Source organism: Amycolatopsis sulphurea (assembly GCF_002564045.1).
Lineage (GTDB): Bacteria > Actinomycetota > Actinomycetes > Mycobacteriales > Pseudonocardiaceae > Amycolatopsis > Amycolatopsis sulphurea.
Window position 1 is genome coordinate 2,401,810 of sequence record NZ_PDJK01000002.1, and the last position, 16,533, is coordinate 2,418,342.

General features: G+C 65.9%; 13 protein-coding genes and 2 pseudogenes. 6 read left to right on the plus strand and 9 right to left on the minus strand.

What is annotated here, in order from left to right; all coding sequences use genetic code 11:
- The first annotated feature begins 117 nt into the window (after nt 1–117).
- The 3 genes from ATK36_RS33610 to ATK36_RS31540 are packed head-to-tail and all read left to right on the plus strand — an operon-like array spanning nt 118 to nt 1,997.
- The gene (locus tag ATK36_RS33610; protein ID WP_245914837.1) at nt 118–1,113 is read left to right on the plus strand and encodes a PIN-like domain-containing protein; all 996 of its coding nucleotides are present in this window, start codon (nt 118–120) and stop codon (nt 1,111–1,113) included.
- Nucleotides 1,059–1,715, plus strand: a complete 657-nt coding sequence (locus ATK36_RS17315; RefSeq protein ID WP_245914839.1) for a transposase — start codon at nt 1,059–1,061, stop codon at nt 1,713–1,715. The genes ATK36_RS33610 and ATK36_RS17315 overlap by 55 nt, the downstream gene beginning before the upstream one ends.
- Nucleotides 1,716–1,775: 60 nt before the next feature.
- Nucleotides 1,776–1,997 carry a hypothetical protein gene (locus ATK36_RS31540; RefSeq protein WP_141544474.1) on the plus strand — a complete coding sequence of 74 codons (222 nt, stop codon included), beginning with the start codon at nt 1,776–1,778 and terminating at the stop codon, nt 1,995–1,997.
- On the opposite strand, the gene ATK36_RS17320 is transcribed toward ATK36_RS31540, so the two are convergent.
- Nucleotides 1,959–2,711 (minus strand): transposase, encoded by a 753-nt coding sequence (locus ATK36_RS17320; protein ID WP_245914840.1) that lies wholly within the window; start codon nt 2,709–2,711, stop codon nt 1,959–1,961. The two genes, ATK36_RS31540 and ATK36_RS17320, sit on opposite strands and share 39 nt — an antisense overlap.
- Before the next feature lie 676 nt (nt 2,712–3,387).
- Here ATK36_RS17320 and ATK36_RS31545 point away from each other — a divergent pair.
- Complete coding sequence (locus ATK36_RS31545; RefSeq protein ID WP_141544475.1) at nt 3,388–3,984, plus strand: hypothetical protein; 597 nt, start codon at nt 3,388–3,390, stop codon at nt 3,982–3,984.
- Nucleotides 3,985–4,072: 88 nt separating this feature from the next.
- On the opposite strand, the gene ATK36_RS17325 is transcribed toward ATK36_RS31545, so the two are convergent.
- The 6 genes and pseudogenes from ATK36_RS17325 to pdhA all read right to left on the minus strand — a co-directional run bounded on the left by ATK36_RS17325 (nt 4,073) and on the right by pdhA (nt 12,587).
- On the minus strand, nt 4,073–4,546 hold the full coding sequence (locus ATK36_RS17325; RefSeq protein ID WP_098512512.1) for an FxsA family protein: 474 nt from the start codon (nt 4,544–4,546) through the stop codon (nt 4,073–4,075).
- Between the two features lie 325 nt (nt 4,547–4,871).
- Nucleotides 4,872–4,958: pseudogene (locus ATK36_RS17330) on the minus strand (TetR family transcriptional regulator); the annotation flags it as partial.
- Between the two features lie 86 nt (nt 4,959–5,044).
- Complete coding sequence (locus ATK36_RS17335; protein WP_098512513.1) at nt 5,045–8,848, minus strand: Pls/PosA family non-ribosomal peptide synthetase; 3,804 nt, start codon at nt 8,846–8,848, stop codon at nt 5,045–5,047.
- 197 nt (nt 8,849–9,045) lie between these two features.
- On the minus strand, nt 9,046–10,380 hold the full coding sequence (locus ATK36_RS17340) for a dihydrolipoamide acetyltransferase family protein (RefSeq protein WP_098512514.1): 1,335 nt from the start codon (nt 10,378–10,380) through the stop codon (nt 9,046–9,048).
- Nucleotides 10,381–10,392: 12 nt separating this feature from the next.
- Nucleotides 10,393–11,385 carry an alpha-ketoacid dehydrogenase subunit beta gene (locus ATK36_RS17345; protein WP_098512515.1) on the minus strand — a complete coding sequence of 331 codons (993 nt, stop codon included), beginning with the start codon at nt 11,383–11,385 and terminating at the stop codon, nt 10,393–10,395.
- A complete protein-coding gene (gene pdhA / locus ATK36_RS17350) occupies nt 11,382–12,587 on the minus strand; it encodes a pyruvate dehydrogenase (acetyl-transferring) E1 component subunit alpha (protein ID WP_098512516.1) in 1,206 nt (401 codons plus the stop codon). Before pdhA ends, ATK36_RS17345 begins: the two co-directional genes overlap by 4 nt.
- A 352-nt stretch (nt 12,588–12,939) precedes the next feature.
- Between pdhA and ATK36_RS17355 the strand changes: the two genes are divergently transcribed.
- Entirely contained in the window at nt 12,940–14,370 is a 1,431-nt protein-coding gene (locus tag ATK36_RS17355) for a M20/M25/M40 family metallo-hydrolase (RefSeq protein WP_098512517.1), read from the plus strand.
- Between the two features lie 138 nt (nt 14,371–14,508).
- Here the strand turns inward: ATK36_RS17355 and ATK36_RS34700 are convergent, their stop codons facing one another.
- The gene (locus tag ATK36_RS34700; protein ID WP_387001538.1) at nt 14,509–14,940 is read right to left on the minus strand and encodes a hypothetical protein; all 432 of its coding nucleotides are present in this window, start codon (nt 14,938–14,940) and stop codon (nt 14,509–14,511) included.
- A 70-nt stretch (nt 14,941–15,010) separates the two neighbouring features.
- Nucleotides 15,011–15,385 (minus strand): annotated as a pseudogene (locus tag ATK36_RS34705) (circularly permuted type 2 ATP-grasp protein); the annotation flags it as partial.
- A gap of 221 nt (nt 15,386–15,606) precedes the next feature.
- Between ATK36_RS34705 and ATK36_RS17365 the strand changes: the two are divergent.
- Nucleotides 15,607–16,524 carry an ABC transporter substrate-binding protein gene (locus ATK36_RS17365; RefSeq protein ID WP_098512518.1) on the plus strand — a complete coding sequence of 306 codons (918 nt, stop codon included), beginning with the start codon at nt 15,607–15,609 and terminating at the stop codon, nt 16,522–16,524.
- Nucleotides 16,525–16,533 lie beyond the last annotated feature (9 nt).

Here is a 16,533-nt window from a genome sequence, read left to right on the forward strand (position 1 = left end):
CTGTGACTACTGATCGTAGCATCCAGGTGCATCGCGGCCCCGTCGGTTGCTTGCCTTGGCGCGGCTGATCGGCAAGATGGTAGATGTGGACGTCTCGCGCCGGACGTGGAAATTGAGATGAACGACCCCGTACTGTTCGAGCGGTTCGAAGCATGGCTTGAGCCCTCGCCCTCAGTTGAGGATGTGGACCGTGCGGAGTTCTTCTCTAACGGGACTATTATCTTAGATACGAACGTGCTGCTTAGCTTGTATGAGTACACGGAGTCCTCGCGGGTGGAGGTCCTGTCGGCGCTGGAGCTGGCTAAGGGCCGGCTATGGATGCCGTACCAGGTTGGCCTCGAATTTGTCCGAGGCCGTCGACGTACGCTGAAGGATAGGAAGCGCGCGCTTTCGAATGCGAGTTCTGAACTCAATAAAAAGATGATGGCGGCCCGTCAGGCAATTTTTGAAGCACGGAAAATTGTGTCTGATCAGGTCGAAAAGTACTCCAGGGCCCCGCGCGAAGTAGCTGTGCTCAGGGAGCTGGCCTCAGAGGCGGCTGTCGACGAATCTTTGGCACCTTACCGGGATGAGTTCAAGCGTTGTCTCAACACGCTCAAGAAAGAGCATGGCCTTGCCTTGGACTCTGCGGATGCAGATGCACAGGACCCAATTCTTGTCCAGGTCGCGCAGCTCTACGGTGCGGCGGTCGGAATGCAGCCAGACGACGATACGCTGCGAAAGCGCGTTGACTACGCGACCGAATTTCGGTTCCCAAACAAAATACCTCCCGGGTTTGGTGATCTAGGAAAAGGAACTCCGATAAGCGACGCTGGTGACTTCCTGCTGTGGGAAGAAATGATTCACTATGAGCGTTATTCTGGCGACTTGATCACCCTCAAAATAGGGCAACGGCCCCAGTCGAGTAAGATCGTTTTCCTACCAGAGAACACGACTTACAGGCGGGGCCGTTGCGTTATCAGTCTACTACAGGGCTTGCTACCGACCAGATCGAGGAGCTTGTCGCACGGATCAGGCAGATCGTTCAATGTCATGAGAAGCAAGCGTGGCCTCCGATCGTGGGACTGTATCGCGCTGTCGCGCTCACTTTGGTGTACGTCCGGCAAAATCTGAATCAGGCTGCGGTGGGCGATCTATTCGACGTCAGCCAGTCGACCGTATCGAGAGTGCATCGAGCCATGCTTCCCCTGATCGGACAGGCTCTGTGTTTGCACATTCCAGACCTCAAAGAAGCCATTCGCGGGCGGCTTGCCCTGGTAGATGGCACTGACGTCCCAACCGGCAACCGCGCTGGTCACGAGGACAACTACTCGGGCAAACGCCGCCGATCCGGGCTGAATATCCAGATTGCCGCCGACACGGACGGTCACCTCTTGGGAATATCCGCACCCCTGCCAGGATCCATGCACGATCGCAGGGCGTTCACCGAGTCCGACTGGGAAGACCTTCTTGCGGATACCCCTGTTATCGCCGACCCCGCCTATCAGGGAACTCACGCCATCACACCGCGCAAGAAGCCAAAAGGTGGGGAACTGTCAACCAGCGACAAAGCCAACAACAAGACCATCTCCTCGATACGATCAGCCGTCGAACGATGCATCGCCCACCTGAAGAATTGGAAGATGCTCGCCACCGGGTACCGAGGCCGACTCGCCGAGCTTCCCAACATCATCCGTATCATCACGGCGCTCGAATTCTACCGACTCGGCTGGTAACTATCGTGAATAACGCTCTATGCGCGAGACCTGCCAAGTTCCGGTCGCAGGATACTATTTGTGTCCAACGACACAAAAGAAGACTGGTACGAAGAAGCGTCGTATCTTCGCGACTCCCGGCCGTGGCCAAGCCTAATTGACGAAATGAAGCGGCGCGCTGGTGGACGAATAAGAATTGAAACACCACCAGAATTCTATAGTGGAGTAAAAGATTTCCTGAATGCCGAGTTTGATGAGGGTTATTCAGGCAGCCGCATAGAAGTGCAGAGCGATTACCGTTGAGATGGTTTCCGCGAAGGTCTCAATGGGCCGTCGGTAGTCGGCGTGCAGGATCCTCCAGGTTTTGACGTTGGCGATGGTCTGCTCGATGACGTAGCGAATCTTGTTGATCTGGGTGTTGAATTCCTTCTCCCAGTCCAAGAGCTTGCGGTGCTTCGGCTTCTTGATCGGGGTGAGCATATAATTTCCCACGTATCCTTTGTCGCCCATCCAGTTATCCGGATTCAGAGTCAGAAGCGCCCCGGATTCCTTCAGGCAGTACGTGTCGTGCCGGCGTCCTTCGATGGGATCGGAGATCCACGCGAGTCGTCCGTCAAGGGTGCAAGCGATCTGTACGTTCATGCCGGTCGTCTTGTGCTTGCCGGAGTACAGCTCCGGGCGATCGGCCCATGACCAGCACGGCAGCAGGGTTCCGTCCACGATGTACTGCGTCTGGTCGTCCAATTCGTCCGCCGTCGGCACGAACTTCCTGAGAACACGTTCTATCAGCGGCGTCATTCCGGTGATCGCACGACTGATTGTCGGTTGAGATACCTCGTACGCTTCCGCCAGTTCGGCCTGAACCCGATTGCATCGCATGTATGTCAGCGTGATCACCGCCGAGTTGAACAGGCCCAGAATCGGTGGCCACCTACGCTGCTCAGCTGTGGTATCCATGTCGACCAACCCGCACAGGTCGGTGATCTGCTCGATGGTAAGTCCAGTGGTATGATACATGTTAGGCGGTCCGTTTTTGTGAGTACTGAGTGTGGAAACCCAATTCTCTCAATAAACGGGCCGCCGTTCATGTTGACACGCCGGAAACGGCAATCTCAGGTGCCGTGAATAAGCCTCGATGAAGATACATATGCGGAAATCGAGCGTGTATCAGACGATCTTGATTCAGGTCCGACAGGTCCCTGGCCGGTTATAAATGAAGGCACGGCTTCGCACTTTGAACCGCCGGAAGGGCTGCCTATCGCGGCACTGCATGCCGCCGGACTTCGTTCGCCCGCAGTCCGCGACGCTGTAGTGTCTAGCGCGCCTTCTGGCTGGATTTTTCAGTGGTGGCTTATCGGGGTAACCGCTCAGCTTGGTCGGCGGCGACCTCTGGAGAGTGGTGAACCGGTGGTCACAATTGCTGCCGCGACAAGGGTGGAAAATCCGCCCTCGGCGGAGTGGTATCGCGGGATCGAGCTTCCGGTGGGCGAATGGCCTTACCGAGAATCGTCATGGATCTCGCCTTGGTTTATGGCCCTTCTTGCAAGAACTACGCGGGGAGATCGGGAATTGCTTTGCGGACTTGCCGCTCAGCAGGCGGACCTTGATCGGCGACCGAGAGGGGAAAACTAGCAGCATAGTCTGCAGTCCAGGGGTGGTAGTGAACTGCTAGCTTGAAGGGGAGCGAGATACTGTGCCGGAAGAAAATGTCGAGACATTCGAGGAATGGAGAAGATTAAAGCCCTCCACTGCGTTTGCGGTTGATGCATTGAGATCTTCCTTGGCAGGGCAGGATACGTCACCTGCTTCAATTATCGATGCGTACTTGTTTGCGAAGCGCACCCTTGCCCGCTCTATGCAGGAACTGCTCCGGGCGCAATTGCCAGATTCTTCACGGGCGGCGTTCCGCCGCCTACGAAAAAATGTTGAGACTGAGCTGAAATCGCGGTTTTCGGATAGGGTGCCAGATCAGTATCTTAATCCTTTGTATGGGACGAAGGCCAATGAAGAGCTGTTTGCGGTCCTGCACGCCGAAATTGGTTGCCATATTGACATTGCACGGCTTCGCACAGTTAACGGTGATGACGTCCATACCGAACGTCGGATCCGGGAGCTTCGAGAACTCGGCTTGAAAATTACCGCAACCAGTGTAAACGGGAATCAGCATTACATGTTGCATTCGCTCGATCTGGACAGCTCTAAATTTGGCAACCTCGTGGAGAAGTCCATAAATAGGTCAACCTCCTTATCAAAGGAAAAGAAGGAGGAACTTATCAAGAGAATTTTGTAGAACGCATATGGCCGGGTGTCGGGGTAGCTGGCTTTGAGTCCTGGGCTTCCTCACCCAGGGCAGCTACTACACCGAAGCCGTCGGTGCCTTAACCCTCGACGATCCGCCCCTCGATCACCGGATGCGCCGCCTCCCGGGCCGGCCGGGGCTGCTCCGACACGACCTCGCTGTCCACGACCATCACCGGTCCGCGGTGCTGGTTGGCGTAGCGGATCGCGCGCTTTTCGGCGCGGCGGAGCCAGAGGCGGCGGGCCACGGCGCGGGTCGGGGGCAGCAGGAAGAACAGGCCGAGCACGTCCGAGACGAAGCCCGGGATCATGATCAGGACGCCGCCGACGGCGACAAGCATGCCGTCTGTCAGTTCCTTTTCCGGGTTGCGGCCGGACTGCGCGGTGGCGGTGAAGGCGCGCATGGCCTTGCCGCCTTCCCGGCGGGCGAGCCAGGAGCCCACGACGGCGCCTGCGATGAGCAGGCCGATCGTGCCGAGCACGCCGACGACTGAGCCGACCGCCCAGATCGCGGCGAACTCGGCGATGACGTAGAGCAGGAACACGACAGCCATACCTATCTAACGCACGGGCAGTCCGATTTGCTCCCGTCGCGCTATCAGTGCAGGTCAGCGAGGTGCGGGCGGACGTCTCGCGGGGCGCTCAGCAGGATCTGGCGGGGCGGCGGGTGCGTCCGCGGCGGTGCGGTTGAGCATGCGGGTCCGGCGGGGTGGCCGGTGCCAGATCCAGGTGACCAGTTCGCGGTCGACCTTGGAGATGCAGCCGGGTGCCTGCGTGTCCCGGCCGCGTTTCCGGAGTTGCCGCACCAGCACCCGGCGCAGGCTGACCGGGCGGGGGCACCTCCAAGAACAGCACGATGTCGGCGAACGGCAGGCGGAGGAAGATGGTGCCCTCGCCGATCCCGGCGGCGCGGGCGATCTGCGCGGTGGTGACCTCACGGCCGTGTTCGACGACCAGCGGGAGCACCGTGCCGGCGCCGGTCGTCGGGCGCCATCGCCGGTGCGCGTTTTCTCGTCTTGGGCGGCATGCCGCCCAAAGCACGGAGTGAGTGCTCACTCTGTCAACGGTACGGATCGCGGCGCGATCGGGTTGCCCCCGAACCGGCGCTGTGCAGGCACCGTTTCCCCGCGCATGACCAGCGAGTTCGCCTCGATCGAGCTGTGCGGGCCGAGGTGGGTGTCGAACAGCGTGACGGTGTGCGGGCCGAGCGTCGAACCGGCGTCCAGCCGGATCGGGCCGAGCCGTAGCACCCGGTCCTGGAACAGGTGGGTCTGCACGACGCAGCCGCGGTTGATCACCGCGCCGTCGCCGAGCCGGATGAGGTCCGGTTCCGGCAGCCACTTCGTCTCACACAGCACGCCCCGGCCGATCCGGGCGCCGTGCAGCCGAAGCACCGCGTTGAACAGCGGTGAGCCGACGATCAGCGCGCCGAACCAGCGCATCACCAGCTCCTCGTGGTAAACCGCGACCAGCTCGTTGCGCCAGACGAAGCCGCTCCACAGTGGATGCTCGCCGGTGCGGACCCGGCCGTTCAGCAGCCATTTCGCCGCGACCGAAACGACGGTGGCGGTCAGCCCGGCGCCGAGCAGCACTGCCCCGGACGCCAGGAACGCGGCGGCTATCCCGAGTTTCTGGGATACCAGCACCAGCGCGGCGAACACCGCGAAACCGAGGGCTGCGGAGATCGCGAGCGGGACCATGCGAGTCAGCTCGACAAGGGTCCGGCGCAGCACTAGCCCGCGTGACGGCGCATAGGTGCGTCCGGCCTCGGCTTTCGTGGCCTGGCGCGGGATCGCCAGCGCCGGGCGGCCGACCCAGGAAGTGCCTTCCCCGGCCTCGCTCGGAGCCTGGGAAAGCACCCCGATCAATGCCCCGGCCGGCACCGAACGCCCGGATGCCACCTCGGCCGAATTGCCGACGAACGCGCGGTCGGCGACGCTCGCCGTGCCAAGCAACACCCGGCCATTGCGCAACCGGTACGTCGCAAGGTGGGAATCGTCCGCGAGGAAAGCACCCGAGCCGACCGACATCAGCTGCGGCAGACCGACCACAGTGGACGCCTCGGTACGGCGGCCGACCCGTGCGCCGAGCAGCCGGAGCCAGCTGCCGGTGAACAGGCTCGCGTAGATCGGGAACGCACTGTCACGGACGCTGTTCATCGATCGCTCGACGAACCACGCCGCCCAGCCTTCCCGGCTGTACACCGGATGCACGCCCGGTCGCAGCCGCCGTCCGGCCAGTCGTATCAGCAGCGCGGTCAACCCGATGGTGAGTAGCAAGGCGACCAGCCTGAGCAGCGGGATCACCCAGAGCAGCCCGGTGAGCGAGGAGAGGTCGAGCCAGGTGTAGGCCACGGCGGAGGGCAGGAAGACGAGTAACGCGAGCAGCCCGCTGAGCACCGGCGTGATCGCGTAGGCGATACGCCAGCGGGCCGGGCGTGCGGCCGGTTCCGGGGTGTCTGTGGTTCCGGCGACCGTCCCGGACACGCTCCGTCCGGGTGCGACTTCGCCGCCGGGTTCGACCACGGCGCCGGGCAACAGGGTCGCCCGGCCACCCACCGACGCGTTCGCGCCGACCTCGACTGATCCGATGTGGACAGTGTCCCCGTCCACCCACCAGCCGGACAGGTCAGCACCCGGCTCAACCGCGCAACCGTCGCCGAAACTGCCGAATCCGGTGACCGGCGGCAGCGAGTGCAGGTCCACGTCGCGGCCGACGGAGTTGCCGAGCAGCCGAGCGTAGCGAAGGTTCCACCCGGTGCCAGGCAACCCGCTGACGCCGATCGACGCGACCAGCCGCTCCGCTGTCCACAGTCGCAAATGGACGGAACCGCCCTTGCGATGCGCGCCGGGCCGTACCTTGGCGAGCAGGACGCGCGCGCTGAGGCCGGCCAGCAGGACCCGGCCGGGGCTCGCGGTCGTCACCAGTACACCACCGGCCAGCGCCGCCCAGGACCACCAGGGCAGGTGCACCTCGCCGGTCACCGTGTCGAACACCGCGGTCCCGCACAGCATCCCGATGGTCCAGCGGATCCCGGGAATCCAGAGCAGCGCCAGTGAAATCAGGCTCTGCCGGAAAGCGGCGCTACGGGGTAGCGGGTGACCCGGCGGGGTCTCGGCGGCCATTGTGGACTCACCGCCGGTGAGATGCTCGGCCATGGCCAGCGGGGTCGGATGGTGGTACACGTCGGTGATCGATGCGGTGGGAAACCGGTTCCGTAGCAGGGAAACCAGCTGAGCCGCGGCGAGGCTGGTGCCGCCTTCGGCGAAGAAGTCCGTGGTCGGCGCCGGAGTGCGGCCGAACAGCTCCCTCCAGCGCTCGCCGATCCAGTCGACGTCCGCGCGCAATGCTGGGGCGACGTCGGCGGCGGGCTCATCCGCAGCTGCCGGTGGCGGCCAGGGAAGTGCCTTGCGGTCCACCTTTCCCGCCGGCGTCAGCGGAAAGTCCGGCAGTACGACCAAAGTGGGCACGAGCCCGTGCGGCAGCAGCCGGGTGAGCCGGGCACGGGCGTCGTCGTGGTCTAGCGGGCCGTCCACGAGCAGGTAGCCGGCCAGTACCAGACCGTTGTGCACCACCGCGGCGGCCGCGGACACGCCGGGCAGGGTGAGCAGCGCGGACTCGACCTCGCCGAGTTCGATCCGCCGTCCGCCGATCTTCACCTGATGGTCGGCGCGGCCGACGAACACCAGCCCGTCCGGCTCGGCGCGGACCAGGTCCCCGCTTCGGTACCCGCGGATCCAGCCGAGGCCGGGCATCGGCGGGTACGCCCCGGCGTCCTTCTCCCGGTCGAGATAGCGGGCGAGCCCGACGCCGCCGATCACCAGCTCGCCGGTCTCGCCCAGCGGGACCGGATTACCTGCGGTGTCCACAACGGACACTTGCCAGCCGGGCAGCGGCGTGCCGATCCGCACCGGTTCCCCGGCTCGCAGCCGGGTCGCCGTGGACACCACGGTCGCCTCCGTCGGGCCGTAGGTGTTCCAGACCTCGCGGCAGCCGTCGTCGACCCGGGCGACCAGCTCGGCCGGGCAGGCCTCGCCGCCGAAGATCAGCAGCCGGACACCGGCGAGTGCCTCGGGTGACCACAGCGCGGCCAGCGACGGGACGGTGGAGACCACCGTGACGCCGTGCTGTTCGAGCCACGGCCCCAGGTCCGGTCCGGAACGAACGATCGCGCGCGGGGCGGCGACCAGGCAGCCGCCGTGCCGCCAGGCCAGCCACATCTCCTCGCACGAGGCGTCGAAACCGACGGAAAGCCCGGCCAGTACCCGGTCGCCGGGGCCGATCGGACGGTCACCGCCGAGGAAAAGCCCGGCTTCGGCGTCGACGAAGGCGGCGGCCGAGCGGTGGGTCACCGCGACGCCCTTCGGCGTGCCGGTCGAACCGGAGGTGAAGATCACCCACGCGTCGTCGCCGGGGGTCACCGGACGCCGGATGTGGTGCGGTTCGGCGAGATCCGGGCGCAGCTGCAAGGCCTGCCCGAACACCGCGCAGACCCCGGCCTCGCGGAAGACCAGCTCGGCCCGCTCCGCCGGCTCGTCGAAATCCGCGGGCACGTAGGCCGCGCCCGCCGCGAGCACGGACAGGATCGCCAGATACAGCTCGACCTGCCCGGACGGCAGCGAGATCCCGACCCGGTCCCCCGGCCCGATTCCGTGCGAACGTAGCCCGCGCGCTTCGTGTTCGACCCGGTCGGCCAGCGCCCGGTAGGTCAGTGTGGCAGTGCCGTCGTCGAGCGCGAGTGCATTCGGATGCCGGGAAACGGTGGTGGAGAGAACGTCGACGAGGGTGCGTGCCGGTGGGGGTGGCGCCAGTCCGGGCGGGCTGCTTACGGCGTGGGTGAACACAGGACTGGCCATATCGGAAACTCCCCCGAACGATCGGTGATGATCTCGCGGTGTCAGACCGTAAGATCGTTTCCTTTCATGGAACTGGCAGGCCGCTGTGGCGGAGCTGTGTGCCGAAGCCGGAATGTGACTATTTCCTTACCGGGGGCACACAGCACAGTGCCGGAGCGGGCGAATTGCCCACTCCGGCACCGTTTTGTTCGAATTGTCTAGTAGCTGATCGCAACCGCCGGATCGGCGAGCAGCGCACCGACGTCGGCGAGGAATTCCGAGCCCTGCTGACCGTCGATCACGCGGTGGTCGAAGCTCAGCGAGAGCTGCATCACCTTCCGGACCCGCACCTGTCCGTCCACCACCCAGGGGGTGTCCCGGATCGCGCCGACCGCGAGGATCGCCGATTCGCCCGGATTGATGATCGGCGTGCCGGTGTCGACTCCGAATACACCCACATTGGTGATGGTGAACGTTCCGTTCAGCATTGCCGCGGGGGTGGTCTTGCCCTCGCGCGCGGTGTTGGTGAGTTCGGTCAGCGCGCTGGCCAGCTCCTTGAGCGATTTCGCGTCCGCGTCCCGGATTTTCGGCACCACGAGACCGCGCGGGGTGGCCGCGGCGATTCCGAGGTGCACGTATTCCTTGTAGACGATTTCCTGCGCCGCCTCGTCCCAGACCGCATTGATGTCCGGAGTGCGCCGTGCCGCGAGGCAAACGGCTTTTGCTGCGAAGGCGAGCGGAGTCAGTTTCGTCCCGGCGAATTCGCGAGATTTCTTCAGTTTTTCCCGGAGCTCCATCATCGGTGTGACGTCGATGGTGAGGAACTCGGTCACGTGCGGTGCGGTGTAGGCGCTTTGCACCATGGCCGCCGCGGTGGCCTTGCGGACCCCCTTGATCGGCACCCGCCGTTCCCGGGTGGCCGGATCGTATCCGGCGTCCGGAGTGGCCGCGACGGGCACGGCCGGCGCGGAGCCGTTGGCCGCGCGTTCGACGTCCGCCCGGCTGATCACCCCGCCGTCCGCGGTGCCGGTGAGCGAGTGCAGGTCGACGCCGAGGTCCTTGGCCAGCTTGCGAACCGGCGGCTTGGCCAGCGGAACGTACCCACCGCGAGGCGGGGCGACCGGAGCCGCAGCGGCAGCCGGGGCCGGAGTGACAACCGGAGCGGCGACCGGGGCCGGAGTGGCCACCGCGGAACCCTTACGGGCCCGCCGTTTGGTCGCCACCGCCTTGGATCCGTAGCCGACCAGCGGCTTCATCTCCTCCTCGGCCGCCTCCGCCGGAGCGGCAGCGGGAGCAGCCGTCCCACCCGGATCCACGTCCATGGTCAGGATCGCGGTGCCGACCTCCACCGTCTGCCCCGGTTCCACGTGCAGCTCGGTGATCACCCCGGCCCACGGGATCGGCAGCTCGACGGCGGCCTTCGCGGTTTCGATCTCGACCACGATCTGGTTGACCGTGACGGTGTCCCCGACCTGGACGCGCCAGGCCAGGATGTCGGCCTCGGTCAGCCCCTCCGCCGTGTCCGACAAGGGGAATTGCTTGTACTCGGGCATTACGGAACCCCCTTACCAGGACAGTGAACGGTCGACAGCGTGCAGTACCCGGTCGAGATCGGGGAGGTAGTGCTCCTCGAGCTTCGCGGGCGGGTACGGCGTGTCGAAACCGGTCACGCGCAGGACGGGGGCCTCCAGGGAGTAGAAGCATTCCTGCTGTACCCGGGCGGCGATTTCCGAGGTCAGCGACGATTCCGACGGTGCCTCGCTGACCGCGATCAGCCGTCCGGTCTTGCGCACCGACTCGAACACCGGACCGAGGTCCAGCGGCGAGAGCGTGCGCAGATCGATGACCTCCAGCGACTTGCCCTCTTCCTCGGCGGCCGCGGCGGCGTCGAGCGCGACCTTCACCGACGGGCCGTACGCGACGACCGTGGCGGTGGTGCCCTCCCGCACGAGTTGCGAGGCTGCGACCCGGCTGGGCGTGGCCTCGGTGTCGATCTCCATCTTCAGCGCGCCCGAGTGGTACAGCTTCTTCGGCTCGAAGAACAGCACCGGGTCGTCCGAGCGGATCGCCTCCTGGATGCCCCAGTACGCGTCCGCCGCGTTCGAAATGGCCATCACCTTGAGCCCGGCGATGTGCGCGAAGAGCGACTCCGGCGACTCCGAGTGGTGCTCGACCGCGCCGATCCCGCCGCCGAAGGGCACCCGGATCACCACCGGCATCTTGATCTTTCCCTGGGTGCGGTAGTGCAGTTTGGCCAGCTGCGAGGAGATCTGGTCGAAACCGGGGAAGATGAACCCCTCGAACTGGATCTCGCACACCGGCCGGAACCCGCGCACGGCGAGCCCGACCGCGGTGCCGATGATGCCCGATTCGGCCAGCGGCGTGTCCAGCACGCGCTGTTCGCCGAAGTCCTTCTGCAGCCCGTCGGTGATCCGGAAGACGCCGCCGAGCTTGCCGATGTCCTCCCCCATGATCAGGACCTTCGGGTCCTCTTCCATGGCCCGCCGGAGGCCGAGGTTGATCGCCTTGCCGATGGTGAGTTTCTGCAGCTCCATCAGTGCTCACCCGCCGTCGCGAAACCGTCGAGATAGGACAGGTACTCCGCGCGCTGCTGCTCCAGCAGCGGCGAGGATTCCGCATACACGTTGCTGAAGATCCGTTCCGGCGGTGGCTCGGGCATAGTGAACGTATGCTCGCGCAGCTGCGCGGCGAACTCGTCCGCCTCGGCCTGTACCTGGTCGAAGAACTCCGGCTCCGCCCCGCCGCCGCGGACGAGGTGTGCCCGCACGCGCTCGATCGGGTCCTTGAGCTTCCACTCCTCCAGCTCGTCGGAGAGCCGGTAACGGGTTGGGTCGTCGGTCGTGGTGTGCGCGTCCATCCGGTAGGTGAACGCCTCGATCAGCACCGGGCCGTTGCCGTGCCGGCACTGCTCGAGTGCCCAGCGGGTCACCGCGAGGCAGGCGAGCACGTCGTTGCCGTCCACCCGGATGCCGGGGAAGCCGTAGCCGCGGGCGCGCTGGTACAGCGGCAGCCGCGACTGGCGTTCGGTCGGCTCGGAGATGGCCCACTGGTTGTTCTGGCAGAAGAACACCAACGGTGCGTCGTATACCGCGCCCCACACGAAGCCCTCGTGCACGTCACCCTGCGAGGTCGCGCCGTCACCGAAGTAGCAAATCGTGGCTTCGCCGTCGTCGTCCCCGACTTTGCCCTCGAACTTCTGCCCCATCGCGTACCCGGTCGCGTTCAGCACCTGGTTGCCGATGACGATCGTGTACGGGTGGAACCCGTGTGCCTTGTAGTCCCATCCACTGTGGTCGGTGCAGCGGAAGATGCCGATCAGGTCGCGCAGGTCGACGCCGCGGGTGTAGGCGACGCCGTGCTCGCGGTAGCTCGGGAAGGCCATGTCTCGGGGCTGCAGCGCGCGGCCGGAGCCGACCTGCGCGGCCTCCTGGCCGAGCAGCGGAACCCAGATGCCCAGCTGGCCCTGGCGCTGCATCGCGTTGGCCTCGCGGTCCGCGCGGCGCACCAGCACCATGTCGCGGTAGAGGTTCCGGAGCGTCTCGTCGTCCACGTCCGCGACGTAGGGGTCGAACTGCGTCGACGGAACCCGCTGGCCTTCGGGGGTGAGCAGCTGGGTCAGCTCGGCGCCGCCCTCGCTCGTTGCGCGCAATCCGGCGATGACCTGCTCGGGAGAGGGCTGGGCCGCGATCGCGGCCGGGCCGTCGCCAGGCTCCGGGTGCGTCCATTGTTCGGACGGCATGCGTTGTTCTCCTCGGTGTCGGCACCGCTGGCGGCGGCTTGTGGCGGCCACAGCGACTGCACCGCCGGCGACCGGGGTGCCCTGGTTCGGGGCGCCGGAACGCCGTCGGCGTTGACGGTTCGTGGCCACATCCTGGCACGAGAACCGGGCGGATGGTGAGTCGCGGATGCTGATTTGTTGCTGAAAAAGCCCGTCTGATCAGGGAAAACGCATGGAAGTCCGAGTGTGGGAGCCAAGACGGTCGGGCGGCCATCCCGCGGTTCACCAGCCTTTGGCGCCTCGCGCGGGCTCGGGATCGGACTGTCCGAACCGGAGCTCCGATCGCGGCGGTGACCTCTGTCACCGTGGCAGGATGGCTGGTGTGGAACAGAAATCCGTACGTGAATCCGTGGTTTCGACGTGGACCGACGACATCACACCGAGCCTGTCCGGGCTGATCGCTATCCCGGCGCTGTCCCCGGCGTTCGACGCGGACTGGGCCGCGAGCGGCCACCTCGCCGCCGCTGTCGAGCACGTGAAGACCTATCTGGAGGGCCGGAACCTGCCCGGCGCGCAGATCGAGGTCGTCCAGCTCGAAGGCCGTACGCCGCTGTTGTTCGTCGACGTACCGGCCACCCCGGGCGCGCAGGACAAGGGCACCGTGCTGATGTACGGCCACCTCGACAAGCAGCCACCGGTCGGCGGTTGGTCCGAGGGGCTGGACCCGTGGACGCCGGTGCTTCGCGATGGCCGTCTCTACGGCCGTGGCTCGGTCGACGACGGTTACTCCGGGTACGCGGCCGCTGCTGCGCTGGAAGCGGTGCACGCTGCCGGTGGTGAGCACTCGCGAATCGCGCTGCTGCTGGAAACCGGTGAGGAGTCCGGCAGCCCGGACCTGCCCGCGTACCTCGATCACCTCGGTGCGCGGCTCGGCGAGGTCAGCCTGGTCGTCTGCCTCGACGCGGGCGGGATGGACTACGAACGGCTATGGCTCACCACGAGCCTGCGCGGCATGGTGCACCTCACCGTCACCGTGCAGCTGCTGGCCACCCCGCAGCACTCCGGGCTGGCCAGCGGGGTGGTCGCCAGCTCGTTCCGGGTGCTGCGGCAGCTGCTGGACCGGATCGAGGATTCGGCGACCGGCGAGATCAAGCTGGCCGAGCTGAACGTCGAGGTCCCGGCGAGCAGGCTGGCCGAGGTCGAGGCCGTGGCCGAGGTCGCGCCGGAGGCATTGCACCGGGTGTTTCCGCTGGTCAGTGGCGGTAAGACGGTGTCGGAAGACGCACTGGAGCTGCTGCTGAACAACTACTGGCGGCCCACGCTGTCGATCATCGGCGGAGACGGCCTGCCGCTGCCCGCCGACGCCGGCAACGTGCTCCGGCAGAGCACCACGCTCACGTTGAGTTTCCGCCTCCCGCCGACCGCGCAGGCGGACGCCGCGCTCGCCGCGATCAAGCTGGCGCTGACCACGGACGTGCCCTACGGCGCGTCGGTGACCATCGGCGCGGACCAGCAGGCGGAGGACGGCTGGAACGCCCCGGCGGAAGCGCCGTGGCTGACCACCGCGCTGCGCCGGGTGAACGACGAGGTGTTCGGGCGTCCGCACCGCGCGGCCGGGATGGGCGGGTCGATCCCGTTCATGGGGCTGCTCGGCGAGAAATACCCGGACGCCCAGTTCCTGGTGACCGGTGCGTGCAGCGCGGACTCGAACATCCACGTGCCCGACGAGTGGCTGAACCTGGACTACGCGCAGCAGGTCACCGAGGCCGTCGCGCACCTGCTCGACGCGCACGCCCGCCGCTGATGTGGTCCGTGAAGGGGCCCTTCACGGACTCTGAGTCCGTGAAGGGCCCCTTCACAGCCTTCCCTCAGCTCTGTTGTTGCTGCGACGTGGACAGCTCCGGACCCGTGCTCCACGGCCACCCCGTCCACAACGGACACTTCACTGAGTGCGGGCCGGTCCAGATCGCGCTCCACAGTGGACGTACGCGAGGCGAGCACCCGGGTGTCCTTCGAGCCGCCGCCCTGCGAGGAGTTCACCACGAGACTGCCCTCCGGCAGCGCCACCCTGGTCAGCCCTCCGGACAGCACGAAGATCTCCTTGCCGTCGTTGACCGCGAACGGCCGCAGGTCGCGCGAGCCGTTCGTCCACCTTGGACGGAACGGCGGACAGCTGCACCACCGGCTGTGCGATCCAGCCGCGCCGGTTGGCCTGTATCTTGCGCCGCACACGTCCAGCTCCTTGCGGCTCGTCCATCTGCGCCAGCACGTGGTCGAACTCGTCGGGCGGCCGGCACCGGAAGTGTCCACATTGGGCAGAATGGGGTTTGTTCAGGTAGTAGCGCACCATCTCCGGCACATAGGTGTAGACCATCTTGTCGTCCCCCGACGCCGTTGCCCACCGCGTTCGCGATCACCACGTTGCCCGCGCGGGCGGCGTTGAGGATGCCCGCCAACCCGAGCACCGAGTCCGGTCGATGGTGCACCGGATCGAGGAACTCGTCGTCGATCCGCCGGTAGACCACGTCCACCTGCTGCTCGCCCTCGGTGGTGCGCCGGTAGACCACGTCGTCCCGGCAGAACATGTCGCGACCTTCGACCAGTTCGACGCCCATCAGCCGGGCCAGCAGCGAATGCTCGAAGTAGGCGGAGTTGTACACGCCAGGGGTCAGCACGACCACCATTGGATCGGCCACGTTCGGCGCGGCCGCGGCGTGCAACGCCTGCAGCACATGTGACGCTTAGTCGCCAATCGGGTGCACTCGGTGCTGGGCGAACAGGTCCGGAAAAGCCCGCGCCATGGTCCGCCGGTTCTCCATCACACAGGCGACGCCGGGCAGCCTGGCGGCCGGGGATGCTGTTCATGGTGGCCATCCTCACCCACCGTGCAAGGTCGTCGCGACCGGCGTGACACAGCCTGTCCGGTGTGAAACTCCCCCGTAACACAGGAGACCTGTGCATCCCCGCTTACGAGTGGCAATATGCGTGTTCTCGACTTGTGAGAACTACGAGGAGTGACGAAGTGGCCCGAGGACACCAGATGAAGGCGCTCGCCCTTCTCCCGGCTTTCGCGCTGGCAGGCCTGACCATGGCCTGCGGCGCAGGTGGTAACGGCGCGGGTGGGACGGACACCTCGGCCGCCGCGGGCCCGGGCGGTGCGGAGAGCGTGCCTGTCGCGCAGAAGGATGCCGCGCTGGCCGGGCTGGTGCCGGCGGAGGTGAAGGCGGACGGAAAGCTCGTGGTCGGACAGGACCAGACCTATCCGCCGAACGAGTTCCTGGACAACGGGAAGGCGGCCGGTTTCGACGTCGATCTCGGCACCGCCGTCGGCCAGGTGCTCGGGCTGACCACGGAGTTCCAGAGCGCCTCGTTCGACGGCATCATCCCCGGTATCTCGGCGAAGAAGTACGAGATGGGCATCTCGTCGTTCACCATCAACGCCGAGCGCATGCAGACCGTCGACATGGTCTCCTACTATCGCGCGGGTACCTCGCTGGCGGTACTCAAGGGCAATCCGGAGGGCCTTTCGGTCGACAATCTGTGCGGCAAGAACGTGGCCGTGCAGAAGGGCACCACCCAGGTCGACGACCTCGGCAAGCGGACCGAGGAGTGCGCGAAGGCGGGCAAGCCGGCCATCAACATCACCCAGTTCCAGGCGCAGACCGACGTGAACCTCGCGCTCACCGCGAAGCGCGTGGCGGCCGAGCTGGCCGACTCGCCGGTGATCGACTACGCGGTGAAGCAGACCTCCGGGCAGCTCGAAGCCGTCGGCGCGCCCTATGACACCGCGCCTTACGGCGTCGTGCTGCCGAAGAACAGCGGCGACTACGGCAAGGCGGTGTCCGGCGCGATCCAGAAGCTGATCGGCGACGGTACCTACAAGAAGATCCTCGACAAGTGGGGTCTGTCCGGGTCCGGTGCGATCACCACCTCGGAGATCAACCCGGCCGCCTCCTGAACGAGCTGA

Excerpts from the sequence above, each read along its gene's own strand:
- ATK36_RS17365 (WP_098512518.1), top strand. The coding sequence starts at position 15,607 with ATGAAGGCGCTCGCCCTTCTCCCGGCTTTCGCGCTGGCAGGCCTGACC.
- ATK36_RS17335 (WP_098512513.1), bottom strand. The coding sequence starts at position 8,848 with ATGGCCAGTCCTGTGTTCACCCACGCCGTAAGCAGCCCGCCCGGACTG.
- ATK36_RS17320 (WP_245914840.1), bottom strand. The coding sequence starts at position 2,711 with ATGTATCATACCACTGGACTTACCATCGAGCAGATCACCGACCTGTGC.
- ATK36_RS17340 (WP_098512514.1), bottom strand. The coding sequence starts at position 10,380 with ATGCCCGAGTACAAGCAATTCCCCTTGTCGGACACGGCGGAGGGGCTG.
- ATK36_RS33610 (WP_245914837.1), top strand. The coding sequence starts at position 118 with ATGAACGACCCCGTACTGTTCGAGCGGTTCGAAGCATGGCTTGAGCCC.
- ATK36_RS17325 (WP_098512512.1), bottom strand. The coding sequence starts at position 4,546 with ATGGCTGTCGTGTTCCTGCTCTACGTCATCGCCGAGTTCGCCGCGATC.
- ATK36_RS17355 (WP_098512517.1), top strand. The coding sequence starts at position 12,940 with ATGGCTGGTGTGGAACAGAAATCCGTACGTGAATCCGTGGTTTCGACG.
- pdhA (WP_098512516.1), bottom strand. The coding sequence starts at position 12,587 with ATGCCGTCCGAACAATGGACGCACCCGGAGCCTGGCGACGGCCCGGCC.
- ATK36_RS34700 (WP_387001538.1), bottom strand. The coding sequence starts at position 14,940 with ATGGTCTACACCTATGTGCCGGAGATGGTGCGCTACTACCTGAACAAA.